Origin of the sequence: Cupriavidus metallidurans CH34 (assembly GCF_000196015.1) — a bacterium.
Lineage (GTDB): Bacteria > Pseudomonadota > Gammaproteobacteria > Burkholderiales > Burkholderiaceae > Cupriavidus > Cupriavidus metallidurans.
In genome coordinates, this window is the sequence record NC_007973.1 from 2,914,533 (window position 1) to 2,929,438 (window position 14,906).

The 14,906-nt window shown below is 65.4% G+C and carries 17 protein-coding genes; 13 read left to right on the forward strand and 4 right to left on the reverse strand.

What is annotated here, in order from left to right; all coding sequences use genetic code 11:
• Window positions 1-22: 22 nt before the first annotated feature.
• The 9 genes from nrdR (at window position 23) to RMET_RS13500 (ending at window position 7,207) form a co-directional block, all read left to right on the forward strand.
• Window positions 23-490, forward strand: coding sequence for a transcriptional regulator NrdR (nrdR, locus tag RMET_RS13460; RefSeq protein WP_011517254.1), 468 nt, complete (start codon window positions 23-25; stop codon window positions 488-490).
• Between the two features lie 277 nt (window positions 491-767).
• Window positions 768-1,157 (forward strand): hypothetical protein, encoded by a 390-nt coding sequence (locus RMET_RS13465; RefSeq protein ID WP_011517255.1) that lies wholly within the window; start codon window positions 768-770, stop codon window positions 1,155-1,157.
• Complete coding sequence (locus tag RMET_RS13470) at window positions 1,154-2,014, forward strand: PilW family protein (protein ID WP_011517256.1); 861 nt, start codon at window positions 1,154-1,156, stop codon at window positions 2,012-2,014. Before RMET_RS13465 ends, RMET_RS13470 begins: the two co-directional genes overlap by 4 nt.
• Window positions 2,008-2,568, forward strand: coding sequence for a pilus assembly protein (locus RMET_RS13475; protein ID WP_011517257.1), 561 nt, complete (start codon window positions 2,008-2,010; stop codon window positions 2,566-2,568). The genes RMET_RS13470 and RMET_RS13475 overlap by 7 nt, the downstream gene beginning before the upstream one ends.
• Complete coding sequence (locus RMET_RS13480) at window positions 2,568-4,382, forward strand: pilus assembly protein (protein ID WP_011517258.1); 1,815 nt, start codon at window positions 2,568-2,570, stop codon at window positions 4,380-4,382. Before RMET_RS13475 ends, RMET_RS13480 begins: the two co-directional genes overlap by 1 nt.
• Entirely contained in the window at window positions 4,379-4,855 is a 477-nt protein-coding gene (locus RMET_RS13485; protein WP_011517259.1) for a type IV pilin protein, read from the forward strand. The genes RMET_RS13480 and RMET_RS13485 overlap by 4 nt, the downstream gene beginning before the upstream one ends.
• A gap of 1 nt (window position 4,856) precedes the next feature.
• Window positions 4,857-5,381 (forward strand): GspH/FimT family protein, encoded by a 525-nt coding sequence (locus tag RMET_RS13490; RefSeq protein WP_011517260.1) that lies wholly within the window; start codon window positions 4,857-4,859, stop codon window positions 5,379-5,381.
• Window positions 5,382-5,425: 44 nt separating this feature from the next.
• Window positions 5,426-6,547: a bifunctional diaminohydroxyphosphoribosylaminopyrimidine deaminase/5-amino-6-(5-phosphoribosylamino)uracil reductase RibD gene (gene ribD / locus RMET_RS13495; RefSeq protein ID WP_011517261.1), complete on the forward strand. Its 1,122-nt coding sequence runs from the start codon at window positions 5,426-5,428 to the stop codon at window positions 6,545-6,547.
• A gap of 27 nt (window positions 6,548-6,574) precedes the next feature.
• Window positions 6,575-7,207 (forward strand): riboflavin synthase, encoded by a 633-nt coding sequence (locus RMET_RS13500; RefSeq protein ID WP_011517262.1) that lies wholly within the window; start codon window positions 6,575-6,577, stop codon window positions 7,205-7,207.
• Window positions 7,208-7,336: 129 nt separating this feature from the next.
• On the opposite strand, the gene RMET_RS13505 is transcribed toward RMET_RS13500, so the two are convergent.
• The 3 genes from RMET_RS13505 to RMET_RS13515 all read right to left on the reverse strand — a co-directional run bounded on the left by RMET_RS13505 (window position 7,337) and on the right by RMET_RS13515 (window position 9,611).
• Window positions 7,337-7,528 (reverse strand): YjfB family protein, encoded by a 192-nt coding sequence (locus RMET_RS13505; protein WP_011517263.1) that lies wholly within the window; start codon window positions 7,526-7,528, stop codon window positions 7,337-7,339.
• A gap of 143 nt (window positions 7,529-7,671) precedes the next feature.
• Window positions 7,672-8,520 carry an alpha/beta fold hydrolase gene (locus RMET_RS13510; RefSeq protein WP_011517264.1) on the reverse strand — a complete coding sequence of 283 codons (849 nt, stop codon included), beginning with the start codon at window positions 8,518-8,520 and terminating at the stop codon, window positions 7,672-7,674.
• Window positions 8,521-8,576: 56 nt separating this feature from the next.
• The gene (locus RMET_RS13515; protein WP_011517265.1) at window positions 8,577-9,611 is read right to left on the reverse strand and encodes a CaiB/BaiF CoA transferase family protein; all 1,035 of its coding nucleotides are present in this window, start codon (window positions 9,609-9,611) and stop codon (window positions 8,577-8,579) included.
• Window positions 9,612-9,846: 235 nt separating this feature from the next.
• Between RMET_RS13515 and ribBA the strand changes: the two genes are divergently transcribed.
• The 4 genes from ribBA to RMET_RS13535 all read left to right on the forward strand — a co-directional run bounded on the left by ribBA (window position 9,847) and on the right by RMET_RS13535 (window position 13,421).
• Entirely contained in the window at window positions 9,847-10,962 is a 1,116-nt protein-coding gene (gene ribBA, locus RMET_RS13520) for a bifunctional 3,4-dihydroxy-2-butanone-4-phosphate synthase/GTP cyclohydrolase II (RefSeq protein WP_011517266.1), read from the forward strand.
• 78 nt (window positions 10,963-11,040) lie between these two features.
• A complete protein-coding gene (gene ribH / locus RMET_RS13525) occupies window positions 11,041-11,550 on the forward strand; it encodes a 6,7-dimethyl-8-ribityllumazine synthase (protein WP_011517267.1) in 510 nt (169 codons plus the stop codon).
• The gene (gene nusB / locus RMET_RS13530) at window positions 11,543-12,058 is read left to right on the forward strand and encodes a transcription antitermination factor NusB (RefSeq protein ID WP_008642244.1); all 516 of its coding nucleotides are present in this window, start codon (window positions 11,543-11,545) and stop codon (window positions 12,056-12,058) included. The genes ribH and nusB overlap by 8 nt, the downstream gene beginning before the upstream one ends.
• Before the next feature lie 181 nt (window positions 12,059-12,239).
• Window positions 12,240-13,421, forward strand: coding sequence for a pyridoxal phosphate-dependent aminotransferase (locus tag RMET_RS13535; RefSeq protein WP_011517268.1), 1,182 nt, complete (start codon window positions 12,240-12,242; stop codon window positions 13,419-13,421).
• A gap of 112 nt (window positions 13,422-13,533) precedes the next feature.
• On the opposite strand, the gene RMET_RS13540 is transcribed toward RMET_RS13535, so the two are convergent.
• A complete protein-coding gene (locus RMET_RS13540) occupies window positions 13,534-14,601 on the reverse strand; it encodes a lytic transglycosylase domain-containing protein (RefSeq protein ID WP_011517269.1) in 1,068 nt (355 codons plus the stop codon).
• Window positions 14,602-14,906 lie beyond the last annotated feature (305 nt).

Below are 14,906 nucleotides of genomic sequence, written 5' to 3' on the forward strand. Positions count from 1 at the left end.
TCTTACTTTCAGGTGGTCAGGCATGAAATGCCCCTTCTGCGGTCATTCCAGCACTCAGGTTCTTGACAGCCGCGTCTCGGAAGATGGCGATACCGTGCGCCGCCGACGCCGCTGTGAAGCCTGCGACCGCCGCTTCACCACCTACGAGCGGATCGAGCTGTTCTTTCCCGCCATCGTCAAGAAAAATGGCTCGCGCGTGGACTACGCGCGTGCCAAGCTCAAGGATTCGATGCGGCTGGCACTGCGCAAGCGGCCAGTTTCCGCCGAGGCCATCGACGAAGCGATCACTCGCATCGAAGAAAAACTGCTGGCTCTGGGCGAGAAGGAGATCCCGAGCAGCCAGGTCGGCGAACTGGTCATGCGTGAGCTTCGCAAGCTCGACAAGATCGCCTATATCCGCTTTGCCTCCGTGTATCGCAGCTTCGAGGACGTTTCCGAATTCCGGGAAATGCTCGACGAATTCTCGTCATCTACCCCACGAAAGGGGTAATAAGGACCGCAAAAAAGCTGGCTGATCACCACTTGCCGCTCTTGGCTAGAGACAGGCAAGCGAGCGCGCGTGCAAGTCCGCCTCATGGCGCGTGCGCAAACCCGGACCTCTAAAGCCCAACTTGCGTGATGCCACGCCCTTGGCGACTCTGGCACTCCCTCAGATGTTTCCGGGCTCGACTCGGAAACACACTGACACCAATCCTCCACAGCCAGACACGTCCTGACACCATCCCCGCCGTTATCGTGGCCTTCCGTTCCAATCGAACCGATATGCCATGGTTGCCCGCCTTCACCCCTGTTCCCCTTCATTGACTTCGTGCCGAGGTCACGTCCTGTTCGAAGCATTGCTGAGCCTGGCCTTCGTCGGCCTGGGCGCGATACCGCTGGGGATGCTCGGCACGGTCTCGCTGCGCTGGACCGGTGAACAGGAACGCCTGACCACCGCTCTGATGCGGGCCGCTGAACTGGCCGAAGCAAGTGCAATGGCATTGCAGCCACCCGGCAGCGACGCGCTCCCGATCCCACTTTGCAGATTGGCCGAGCAGAAAGAGCGTTGCGCGCCAGACAAACGCCTCGCGATCGCAACCATCGAGAGCCGTTCTCCGACGGATGCAGCCGGAGTCGCCACCATGCCTACCCGGCTGGCATTGTGGGTCGCGCCATGAGGGCAAGATCGCAGCATCACGGCTTCACCTTGGTGGGCATGATGATCGGTGTCGCGCTTGGCGCGATTGCAATGCTCGCTGCGCTGACCATGTGGCAGGTCATGCGCGACGCCTATGCCAGTGTGGCAGACGGGATCGAGATCGAAGAGCGCGGCCAGCGCGCATTGGCCATCATCGCCCATGCGATCCGGCATGCGGGCTGGATTCCCGCGCATGTTGCACTGGAGCCCGCACACCCCGCCCCACAGGCGCCGCTTGAAGGCCGTGACGATTGTGGTGCGCCGTCGATCGACGACGGGATGGAATGTGGGCGACGCGGCGTCCGCGGCAGCGATGCACTGCTCGTGCGATTTTCCGGCAGCGGTCGCGCAACCGATCCAAGCCTGGCCGACGGCACGATGACTGACTGCAGTGGCTACGCGCTGCCCGCAAGAACAGTTGGCGACGGCATCGCACCGCCGGCACACCATGCCGCGACCAACGTCTTCTATATCGGCAAGGGTAGCGACGGCGTTCCCCAGTTGCTGTGCCGTTACCCGCGCCGCAGCGACAACCGCGCGCAGGCACACGCCTACACATCCGGCACCCTTGTGCGCGGCGTCGAGTCGATGCAATTGCGTTTCGGCATGGTCGATGAGGGCGATGGCCAAGGCGAGAGTGAGCGCGTCTCCGCTCTGCTTGACGCTCAAGACGTGGCGCGACAGCGACAACTCGCCTGGCATCACGTGCGAGCGGTACAGGTCACGCTCGTCGTCCAGGGACAGCGCCCGACTGTCAGTCGCGCGCCGAGACAACGAACCCTCACCACGACTGTTCGTCTACGCAATCCGTCTCGATGCCGGGAAGCCCTATGCTGAACCTCCGCGCACATTCCGGTGCGGCGCTGCTGGCGTTCCTCTCCACCCTGCTGCTGATGATGGCTAGCATCGGCGCCGCCGCCGCGCACCTGCTGTTTGCCGGGCGAAGCATGACGAGCCAGTGGCTGGACCGCGAGATTGCATTCCGCGCGGCCGAGGTGGCGCTACTCGACGCGGAAGCGGATCTCATCGCCGCCATCGCGGAGGTCGGCGGCGAGCGACTGGCGTCATGGCCAACGCCCGGAACGTGTGGGACGGGAGCACAACGCGGACTGTGCATGGCCGATGGCGACATGACGGCATGGATGCCTTGGCTCGAGGGCAATTTGCCGGCAGATCTCGGCATCGATGCCGGTACGTTCACGGGTATCACCATGCCAATCCTGCCCGCCGATGTCATCGGAGCGACTACGGCACCTCGTTACGTGATCGAACCCCTTGAGGATCGAACTGGCCTGACAGCCGACGCCTGGCCGCGCTTTCGCATCACGGCGTTGGGCTTTGGGCGCGACACCGGCGTCCGAGCACTGCTCCAGACGGAGTTCCAGCCGTGATGCACCATCGCACATGCTTCGGCGGCATCGTCATCCTGGTACTTTGGCTGAGCATGACCGCCCCCAGCCATGGCTCCACGACCGGTCAGCTTCCGCTCAGCTATCGCATCTCGGCAGGCAGTTTTCCATGGACCGGCCGGCTCCATGCAGTCGTCTTCCGCACCGCGCGCATCCACACTTCCACCGTGCTCACGAAATGGGAGGCGGGCGCCGAGCTCGACTGGCGCGATACCGCTTCGCGCAGGCTATACCTCGGTGGCGATCACCTTGTGCCACTCCATTGGCACACCATTGACGCCGACGCCCAGGCAGTACTTCGCACCCCCGAGCCCAGTGGCAATGGCACGAGGCGACTTGCATGGTTGCGAGGCGACAGGACGGACGCCACACTTCGCCCGCGCGACACGCGATTGGCCAGCGGCGCCGGCGCCCGCGTGCGCGTTGTGGCAGCCCCAGCCTGGCTGCCGATGCAACCGGGACACGCCCAATTTCGCCTGCGTCACGCAAGCCGCCCGGTCACCGTCTGGATCGGTACGCGCGACGGCATCGTGCATGGCTTCGATGCCGTGACCGGCAAGGAGCTTGCAGGATTCCTCCCGCGCGCCGCGCTAGCTGGTTCCGCCGCCCTCACCGTACCGGGTGGCGCCATGCCCGTGGCGCCTTGCCCGCGCCCGGACAGCATCGACGCGGATCCATCCGGAGTCTGGCGGACGCTGTTGTTGTGCGGCATCCCGTCGACGGACAGGCAGCCGGCCGCCGTGTTCGCCCTGGATGTCTCGTCACCGGAAAGCGAAGCGCCGATCCGGCTGCTCTGGGAGATTCCTGCTTCCGAGACGTTGCCATTGACAGGCCAGGGCCCGATACGCGCACTCATGTGGATCGAACACGGCGCACGTCGCTGGGCCGCGCTGACCATTGTCACCGCGGCGCCGGAAGCCAGCTCACCTGCCGGGATTGCCTTGCTGCCGCTTGACCGGCCCATCGTGAATGGACTCCCATCCGGCACAGTGCCAAGGCTATATCTGCCCTCGACCGGATGCGGTGCCGACACCACCGGGACCCGGCTGCTCGCAGCCAGCGTACTTGCCAACGCAAGTGGCCACGCTCGTGCCGCCTACGTCGTCGACGACACGGGCAGACTTTGGCGATTCGGACTCGATCACCTTGGCGCGACGCAGCAGGCGGAGTCAGCACGATGCCTGCATCGTCAGCGCGGAAGTGCCACCGCCGAGGCACCAATCGTCATGCATCCGTCCAGCGGACCGCTCGTCATCTACGCGGGCGGTGGCGAGCTTTCCGCAATTCCCGATGGGCGCGGTCCGCGCGGCACCCCCTCGCGGATCGACGCCAGCGTGTCAGGCGATGGCGTGATCTTCCGAACGGGCCAGCCCCAATTGGACACCGGCGCGAATGGCTGGACTCTTGCACTCCCCCATCCTGGGGAATCGATCACGACGCTGGACGACGTTGGCCCTGCGCATCTGAGCTTCACCACGCTAACACCCGACGGGCGCACTCGCAGCTACCTGATCGAAGCGGCCAGCGGAGAGTCGGTCATGCAAACGGCCCCGGACGGCACGCTCGTGCGCGCCGTAACCGGTGTGCCGTTCGATGACCGGTTCGGCACACCAATCGCCGTGGCATCGCCAACCTCGAACGGCGGGCCGGTCGTGCCCGGCAGCTCGACCTTCGACACATTCGAACTCGGCATCTGGCAGGTCGACGGCAACACCGCGCATCTCGCGCAGAACACGCACTATCGGCGCCGGCGCGGACGCCTTGGCTGGCGCGAACTGATCCGGACCGAGCCATGAACCTCGCTCAACTCGCTCACCCTAGAAGCATCAGTGGCCGCCAAACCGGCTTCAGTCTTGCCGAACTACTGGTGACCCTGCTGATCGCCGCAATCCTGTCGATGCTGGCGATGCCCGCATGGCGGCATCATCTGGAACGCGCGTGGCGCGTACAGGCACGGGCCGAGCTGGTTTCCGCGATGCTCGCACTCGAGCGGCACGCCCTGCTCACCACCTCGTTCGCCAGCACACCGGGCGCGGCGACACCAGCCGGCCAGTGGCCGCGTCCCGTACCGCCCCCACCAGCCCGCACGCGCCACTGGCTGACTGCCACAAGCTGTGCCGGACTCGATCTGTCGCGTTGTGTGGAGATACGCGCCACGCCAGTGCATGTGGACAAAGCGTGTGGCACGCTGGTCCTGCGCAGCAATGGCGAGTGGCTCTCCATGCCCACGGCGGACGCCGCCGCCATTCCGTTGCCTTGGGAGTGCTGACATGCGAACCACAGGCCACGCGTCCCGAAACGCCAAACGCGGCGCCACCTTGCCCGAACTGCTGATCTCGTTGGCCATCAGCGCGATCCTGGCCATCGCCGCGTGGCCGGTGCTTCGCAACCTGACTGCGGAGCAGACGGTGGCCCATGCCGCGGACCGGCTGGCCGCGTCACTGGCGCTGGCACGCACAATCGCGGCCAGTCGCCGCGTTGAAGTGCGTATCGGCCCCCTGGCAGGCGCCCACACGCTGGATGGCGGCTGGCAGTTGGACAGTGACATGGAGCCTTCGCTCGCGGTCGTCAGAGCCAGCGACCCGTGCCTGCGGATCACGCTCCGCAGCACGGCGGGCCCTGCCGGCGCACAAAGCCTGCGCTTGACACCTGTGGGATACTCACGGTCTGAGCAAGGCGGCTTTCTGGCCGCCACGTTCCAGTTGCGCTGCCACCGCGCGCAGCGACAGGTCCGGCTCGGTGCCCAGGGGCGCATCCGGATCTGCCGGCCCGGCATCGATGTCGATTGCGACTGACCGGACCGGATTCCCGACAAACCCTTTGGCCAGAATCCCACGCCATGTTTTCCGCCGCTGACTACACCGCCATGGAACAGGCCCTCGCGCTCGCCGCGCGTGGCATGTTCACCACCACGCCGAACCCTCGTGTCGGCTGCGTGCTGATGAAGGACGGGGTGGTCATCGGGGAAGGTTACACGCAACCGGCCGGCCAGGATCATGCCGAGATCCAGGCCATGAAGGATGCGATCTCGCGCGGCCATGATCCCGCTGGCGCCACCGCCTACGTCACGCTGGAACCGTGCAGCCACTTCGGCCGCACGCCACCATGTGCCGACGCGCTGGTACGCGCTGGTATCGCGCGCGTGGTGGCTGCCATGGAAGATCCGAATCCCACCGTATCCGGCCGTGGCCTGCAGCGCTTGCGCGACGCGGGCATCGACGTCCGCTGCGGGCTGCTGGAAAAGGAAGCGCGGGATCTCAATATCGGCTTTATCTCGCGCATGACGCGCGGACTTCCCTGGGTGCGCGTCAAGGTAGCTGCATCCCTCGACGGCGGCACTGCGCTGCACGATGGTACGAGCCAGTGGATCACCGGCCAGCCCGCACGCGACGACGGGCACGCCTGGCGCGCCCGGGCCTGCGCCATCCTGACCGGTATCGGCACCGTCCGCGATGACAATCCGGCACTGACCGTGCGTGCCATCCCGACGCCGCGGCAGCCGCAGCGCGTGCTTGTCGACTCACGGCTTGAAGTGCCGCTCGACGCGCAGATCCTCAACCGCGATACCGGCGACTTCGCCAAACCCGTGCTGGTCTTCTGTGCCATCGAAGACAAGGCCCGCCAGCGCGCGCTCGAGGCACGTGGCGTCGAAGTCGTGGTACTGCCCAATCCGCATGGCAAGGTGGAACTGCGCCGCATGCTGGAAGAACTCGCGCGGCGAGGCATCAACGAACTCCACGTGGAAGCGGGTTTCAAGCTCAACGGCTCACTGATCCGCGAAGGCTGCGCGGACGAACTGCTGGTCTACCTGGCGCCGAAGCTGCTTGGCGACGCGCAGGGCATGTTCAACCTGCCGCCGCTGTCGAAGCTTGAGGACGCGACCGAATTCCGCTGGCACGAAGTGCGCCAGATTGGCGACGATTTGCGCCTGATCGCGCGCCGCGCCGACACCCAACACTGAACGAACACACACATCGAAGAGGCAAGCATGTTTACTGGCATCGTGGCGGCGGTTGGCCGCATCGAATCCGTCTCCCCGCTCGGTGACGTCAACGCAGGCGTGCGCCTGCGCGTGGCGGCCGGCGATCTCGACCTGTCCGACGTCGGCATCGGCGACAGTATCGCCATCCAGGGCGCGTGCATGACCGTGGTAACGCTGGGCGCGGGCCAATTCGACGTCGACGTCTCACGCGAATCGCTCGACAAGACCGTCGGCCTCGACCAGCCAGGCCGCGTCAATCTGGAAAAGGCGCTGCGTCTGGCCGACCGCCTGGGCGGGCACCTGGTGTCGGGTCATGTGGACGGACTTGGCGAGGTCGTTCGCTTTGCACCGGTGGGCGAATCGCATGAGCTCCGTATCCGCGCGCCGCGCGAGCTGGGCCGCTATCTGGCCTACAAGGGATCGGTGGTGGTCAACGGCGTGTCGCTGACCGTCAACAACGTCAGCGATGAAGCCGACGGCTGCGTGTTCTCGATCAACCTGATTCCGCATACCGTGGAAGTCACCACGCTCAACGAGCTGGCACCGGGCAAGCGCGTGAACCTCGAGATCGACCTGATCGCGCGGTACGTGGAACGAATGCTGTCGGCATCCGCCGACGCGGGACAACCGCTGGTCTGACAATCGATGGCGCCGGTAGCTGCCGGCGCCTCCTCCCGGCGCGCACCCGACGTCCACCGGCGCAATACAGAACGGCCACTGGCAATTCGATTGCCAGTGGCCGTTCGCTCTTGCTGCGCTGCGTAAGGCTCAGACCTTGATGTCGATGTTCTGACCCAGATGCGGCGGATTGCTGCCGGCCGATCCAACACCGGGCATGGATTGCAGCAGTTGGGCCACGCCCTGCGACTGCAGGTCGAGCGTCTTGCGTAGCATCGTGAGGCCTACGGGATCACTACCTGGGTCTGAGGCGTTCAGCGAACTGACGATGGAATTGATCATTGGGTTCTGCCTGATTCAAGTTTGACAAGTGCGGCACGGCAGGCGCGAACACTTGCGCCATTCAGCCGCATCCATGTTTTCGGCAGAATTCCGGCATGACTTGAGCGGGGATCTATGAGCGCGGGTCATTGAGCGCGGGTCTTTTACTCGTCGCCCTTCTCGCCCACCGTCTCCGCAGCCTTGCGCGTGGCAATCCAGTCGCCAATCGCCCGCATGACCACCTGTTCGCGTCCCACGAAGCCATGCTGGGAGAACGCCTCGCAAGGCTCTCCACGCGCGCCCTTCGACCCCAGCACCGTGATCAATGGAATGTTTCCACGCCGGGCCACGATACTCCGGTACTGCGTCAGCGGACACGGGTCATCTTGATGGTGGACAAACAGCTGATCGACATGCGTCGCCGTCCAGTCGAAGTTCCACATCGGCAGGCCGTGCGCATTGCGATTGCGGCCTGCGCGTGGGTCAGTAATAGTGGACGTGTGCACCGCGCCGTCGATGCGGCCGTCGAGCTTGCGCGCCAGGAAGGCGCTCGACACGGTGCCATAGCTCGTGCCGATCAGGTAGACCTTGCCAATGCCAAGGTCCGCCTTGAGCTTGTCGATCGCCGCGCCAACGTCGACTGCATACTGGTCCGACGTCCGGTAGTCGTCATCGCAGTTGCTCCAGCGGTCCTTCGGGCAGTCGACCATCACCGTCATCACCTGATCGCTCACCAGATGCCGGCGCGCGCGCACCAAGAAGTTGCCGCGAAGCTGATAGACCGGCGCCCCGTTCTGGACTTCGACCCGCAATACGCCGGGATAGCCCGGAAACAGCAGCGCCGCCGTCGAAGGACTGGAACCGGGCTTCTTGCTGACCACCAGACTCAGTTCTGTGCCGCGCGGCAGGCTTACCGTCGTGACGCTCTCCTCGAGCACGGGTTCCTGCGCCATCGTGCGAGGACTCAGGAAGACACCCAGACACAGCGCGACGATCGTCATTACGTATCTCATGTTCTCCCCCCTCTCCGCTCAGTGCGCTCGATGCGCTCGGTGCGCATTCGCTCCGGTCAGGCCGCCCCTGACGGCGCAAACCTCGGCGCGCCCGCCACGTCCAGCGCCCCATCCTCCTGGGCGATGAACACGCCGCGCGCCACGTTGTGTGGGTGCCGCGACGCTTCCGCGATGCTCAGCACCGGCGCATAGCAAACGTCAGTGCCGCCAAGCAGCGCGTCCCAGTGCGCGCGCGGCTCGCTCGCGAAGAGCCTGGTGAAACGCTGCTTCAACGCAGGCCAGGCCGCGTGGTCATACTGCGCGGCGGGATCGACGTCGGTCATGCCGAGCCGCTCAAGCAACAACGCATAGAACTGCGGCTCCAGCGCACCGATCGTGATGAATCCACCATCGGCACAGCCATACACATCATAGAACGGCGATTGATGGAACGGGCTGGGTGTGGGGCCATCGAGCTGGCCGTTATTGCGCACCCACACCGCGATGCTGCCGAGCATCGCCACCATGTCGACGATGGCGCCATCGACCACACGCCCGCGCCCCGAGGCACGGGCGTCAAGCAGGGCGCAGACGACACCAAACGCCAGCCCCAGCGCGCCGCCCGCATCGCCGACCACGGTGGGCGGGATCATCGGCGCCTCGCCCGGGCGGGCCGACAGCGACAACATGCCCGTCAGCGCCACGTAGTTGAGGTCGTGTCCGGCGGTCTGCGCGAGCGGGCCGGACTGGCCCCACCCCGTCATGCGCCCATAGACCAGCTTTGGATTGCGGGCGGCGCAGTCGGCCGGGCCCAGGCCCAGCCGCTCCATCACACCCGGACGGTTACCTTCGATCAAGGCATCGGCGCCGTCCACCAACCGCGTTGCCTCGGCCAGATCGTCGGGCTGTTTCAGATCGAGTGGCACGATGACCTTGCCGCGCCGCAGCGGGCTGGGCTTGTCACCACCTAGCTGGTCGGCCACGGCCACCCGCTGGCGCCGCGCGATGACCGTCACCTCCGCCCCCATGTCGGCCAGCATCCGGCCCGCCAGCGGCCCAGGGCCGATTCCTTCAAATTCGACAATGCGGATGCCCTGCAGCGGCGGTGTCATGCGCGATCTCCTTGGATGGCAAAAGTCATGGCTTCAGGTATGACGCTTAGCGCACCCCGATGCAACCGGGACCAACCCGGATGCGGTGGCGTCGCGGCGCCCGGGGCCAGAGCGGGCCCGCCATGCACGGCTTGGCGTACAATAGCGGCCTTGATTTCGCCGGCATCGTCGCATCCCGCCGCCGGCCCTGCCCGCCAAAAAGCATCCCGCTCGCCATTCATACGTCGCCCCAATCATGACTATCTCTCGTATCGAAGACATCATTGCCGACATTCGTGCCGGCCGCATGGTCATCCTTGTGGACGAGGAAGATCGTGAAAACGAGGGCGACCTTGTCCTGGCGGCCGATTTCGTGACGCCGGAAGCGATCAACTTCATGGCCAAGTACGGCCGCGGCCTGATCTGCCTGACGCTGACCGCCGAACGCTGCCGCCAGCTTGAGCTGTATCCGATGGTGTCACGCAACGGCACTGTGCATGGCACCAACTTCACGGTATCCATCGAAGCCGCCGAAGGCGTGACCACCGGCATCTCGGCAGCCGACCGTTCCCGCACTGTCCAGGCCGCCGTGGCCCGTGACGCCCGCGCGAGCGACCTGGTGCAGCCCGGTCACATCTTCCCGCTGACAGCCCAGCCTGGCGGCGTGCTGATCCGCGCCGGCCATACCGAGGCTGGCTGCGACCTTGGCACCCTGGCTGGCCTGACGCCCGCCGCGGTGATCTGCGAAATCATGAAGGACGACGGTACGATGGCCCGGCTGCCGGACCTGATCGAGTTCGCGCGCGAGCACGACCTCAAGATCGGAACGATCGCCGACCTGATCCACTACCGCAGCCGCACCGAAAGCATCATCGAACGGGTGGGCGAGCGCGACATGCAAACGCCGTGGGGCACGTTCCACAGCGTGCTGTATCGCGACAAGCCGTCCGGCCGCGCCCATGTGGCGTTGGTCAAGGGCAAGCCCCAGCCGGACCGCGAGACACTGGTGCGTGTGCACGAGCCGTTGTCGGTGCTCGACCTGCTGGAAGCCGGCCACACCACCCATTCGTGGAGCCTGCCCGCCGCGCTCGAAGTGCTGCATGGCGCCGAACATGGCGTGATGGTGCTGCTGAACTGCGGCGACTCGCCGGAAATGCTGTTCGAGCAGTTCGCCGCGCTGGATGCTCCGGAGAACCGTCCGCGCCGCAAGCCGGACCTGCGCACCTACGGCGTGGGCGCGCAGATCCTGCGCGACATCGGCGTGGGCAAGATGCGCGTGCTGGGTTCGCCGCAGAAGATGCCGAGCATGACCGGTTACGAACTCGAGATCGTTGGCTGCCAGCCGATGAGCGGCGAGTCGAATCGCGGCTGACCGGGAACGGATCGTACCGATTGACCCGGCAGCGGCGCATCCGCGCGGCTGCCTGACCGAATCACTGGAGAAATAACAATGGATCACGGCTTCTACGAGAGCAACCTCGACGGTGAAGGCCTGCGTATCGGCATCGTGCAGGCACGCTTCAACGAGCCCGTCTGCGACGAACTGCGCGAGGCCTGCATGGCAGAACTGAAAAAGCTGGGCGTCGAAGGCGAAGACACGCTGCTGGTGACCGTGCCGGGCGCACTGGAAGTGCCGCTGGCGCTGCAGAAAATGGCCGAAAGCGGCCAGTTCGACGCGCTGGTCGCGCTGGGCGCGGTGGTGCGTGGCGAAACGTATCACTTCGAGTTGGTCTCGAATGAATCCGGCGCCGGTATCACCCGCGTGGGCCTCGATTTCAACGTGCCCATCGCCAACGGCATCCTGACCGTCGACACCGACGCCCAGGCCCATGCCCGCACCCGCGAGAAGGGCCGCGATTGCGCCCGCGCCGCAGTGGAAATGGCCAACCTGGTGGTCGCGCTCGATTCGCTGCGCGAGCATGGCGCAGAAGACGCAGAAGACGAGGAAGATGATGAGTGACGCGCCCGACACCGGCGACAAGGGCGAGGCAGCCGGCAAGCCGGCTGGCGCCAAGCCCCGCACCGAGCCGAAGGCACCGCCGAAGAGCGCGCGTCGCCGTTCGCGCGAGCTGGCCTTGCAGGGCCTGTACCAGTGGCTGCTGAATCGCAACGATATCGGTGCCATCCAGGCTCATCTGCACGATGCCCAAGGCTTTAACAAGGCCGACCGCGAGCACTTCGACGCCCTGCTGGGTGGCGCCGTGCGCGAGGAAGCACGTCTGACGGCGGCCTTCGAGCCGTTCCTGGACCGCACGGTCGACGAACTGTCGCCGGTCGAGCGCGCCGCGCTGCTGGTTGGCAGCTACGAACTCGTGCACTGCCTGGACATTCCGTACAAGGTCGTGATCAACGAAGCTGTCGAACTGACCAAGACCTTCGGCGGCGTGGAAGGCTACAAGTACGTCAACGGCGTGCTCGACAAGCTGGCCGCGCAGGTGCGGGCGCCAGAAGTATCAGCTCGACGTTAATTCGCGCATTTAAAACAGATGTTGCATTTCGGTGCGCGGCATTCGAATATGCTCAGCACCGGCAAAACACCCGCCCCGGCGGGTGTTTTCGTTTGGTCACCCGATGTTCGGCGGGCGCAACCGATGACGATGCGCCATGCCATCCCTTCTCTGACTCTCTGACGGGCCAGTCCCGATTGCCATGGATCTTCAGCGCCTTGCCACCGCTTCCCGCCTCGCCAACATCGACGCCTTCCACGTGATGGAGTTGGCCAAGCAGGCCGCCGAACTCGAACGCGCCGGGCGCCACATCATCCATATGGGTATCGGCGAGCCCGACTTCACGGCTGCCGCGCCGGTCATTCACGCTGCCGAAGCCGCGATGCGCCGCGGTGTCACCCAGTACACGGGCGCGCTTGGCATCCACGCGCTGCGTGAAGCCATCGCTGGCTACTACAAGACGTCCTATGGAATCGATGTCCCGGCCCGACGCGTGATTGTCACGGCCGGCGCCTCGGGCGCGCTGTTGCTGGCCTGCGCCGTACTCGTCGAGATCGGCGCCGAGGTGTTGATGCCGGACCCGAGCTACCCCTGCAACCGGCATTTCGTGGCGGCATTCGATGGCCACGCGAAGATGATCCCGAGCGGCCCGGAAGAACGTTTCCAGCTCACGGCGGCCCAGGTGATCGAGCACTGGGGCGAGAACACGCGGGGCGTGCTGCTGGCATCGCCGTCGAACCCGACCGGCACGTCGATCCTGCCCGACGAACTCAAGGCCATCCTGGCCGAGGTCCGCAAGCGCCAGGGCTTCGCAATCCTCGACGAGATTTACCAGGGGCTGTCGTACGACGCACCGCCGGTCTCGGCGCTCTCGCTCGACGACAATGTCGTGACCGTTAACAGCTTCTCGAAGTACTTCAACATGACCGGCTGGCGCCTGGGCTGGCTCGTGGTGCCCGACTCGCTGGTGCCGGCATTCGAAAAGGTCGCGCAGAACCTGTTCATCTGCGCGTCGGCCGTGGCCCAGCACGCCGCGCTGGCCTGCTTCACGCCCGAGGCACTGGCGATCTATGACGAGCGCAAGGCGGAATTCCGCCGCCGCCGCGATGCCATCGTTCCCGCCCTCGAAGCACTCGGTCTGCGCGTGCCGGTCAAGCCAGACGGCGCGTTCTACGTCTACGCCAACTGCCGCCACGTCAATCATCCCGCCGCCGGCAACGCCGACCGTCTGACACAGGCCATCCTGCACGATGCCGGCGTGGTCATGGTGCCTGGCACGGACTTCGGCCCGCATACGGCCAACGACTACATCCGGATTTCATACGCGACGTCCATGCAGAACATCGAGGAGGCGATGCAGCGATTGCATCATTTCCTGCGGTAGAGGTAGAGGTAGCGCCTGCGCGGATTGCCTGGATTGCTCACCTTTTCACAGGCATCAAACGAAAAAGGCACCCCAAGGGGTGCCTTTTTCATGAGCGACGAGAATCCGCTGCTCAAGCCGACTGGGCCGTATTGCCGGACGCCTCGAGCTTCTCGGTGCCTTGATGATGCTCGGCCTGCGTCTTGGTATCGGAAACGCCCGGTGCCTTCTCCGTGTTCGGCAGACCCAGCAGGGCACGCAGACGCGCGCGCTCGGCCAGCACCTTGGCGCCATAGCCGCCGTCGGTATTGGTCGTGGCACCCACGTAGTACTTCAGCCCGCCTTCGATCGAACCGGCACGCGCGATGCAATCCTTGAGCACCAGCGCGCCAATCTTGATGTTGGCGTACGGATTCAGCGCGGCGGACACGCCGCCCACGGCCTCGTACTTGTCCTGGTGAACCTTCGTCATGACCTGCATCAGGCCCTGCGCGCCAACGCCACTTTCCGCGTACGGATTGAAGCTCGACTCGATCGCGATCACGCCCAGGATCAGCAGCGGATCGATACCGACCTCGCGACCCGTCATATAGGCGGCCTTCACGAGCTGCGCAGTCGCCTGCGTCGCCACGCGGTACTTGCGGGCGATGTACTCGGCCACGGCAGCCTGCTCACGCGCGGAGCCGAGCGCAGCCGTGTTGCGGGCGTCCAGCGCCACGCGCTGGACCGGAATCTGCGCGGCCAGATGCGCCACGGACGGCACCTTGCCGGCAGCCGTCTGGCTCCATTCGTCCACGCCCGACACGGTCGGCAGGCCCGAACTGCCATGGCTGGCCACGGCGGCCACCAGGCGCGACGCGGCCACATCCGCCGACATGGGCGGCACATGGCTGATCGAATCCTTCGACACGGCGGCATCCACCAGCACGGCAGGGGCTTCGTTGCCTGCCAGCGCACCGGCGAGCGAGGTCCGCCATTGCTGGCTGACGGTCAAGGTGACCGCTGCGGCCACCGACAGCACCCCGAGACTGTTCAGGGTGTACTTCAAAGTTGTGCGGCCACCGCGCAGCAACGCGCGGCCTGCCACCGGATGGGCCAGTCGCACTTGCAGTGCGCGGCTCACACCGGGAACCGGTTGTCTAAAGCGGACCTGCAATGCCCGCCCGATACCGGGAAGATGAAGGGTTTTCCAACCGCTCATGCTTACCTCCATCCGCTGCCCGCTGCGCGCGCCTGACAACTGCGCGAGCCCGATCTCAACGTACTCAAGTAAGGATGCTGCGCCACCTAGCAGGGGTGTCCAGCATCTGTTGGCGGGCGCTCCCCATGCGCCCAACGAGAAACAGGGTACGAACCTGGGGAGCCGCACCCTGCCACTAAGCACTCATTCATGCCCCGGCATCCCGCCAGGGTGATCGTCGATCGGGCTACTCCCGGCAGCCTCGTGATCGCAATCAATTGAGGTGTTGTATTCGCAGCGATTTGGCAAGCGTCCTATTGACAGAG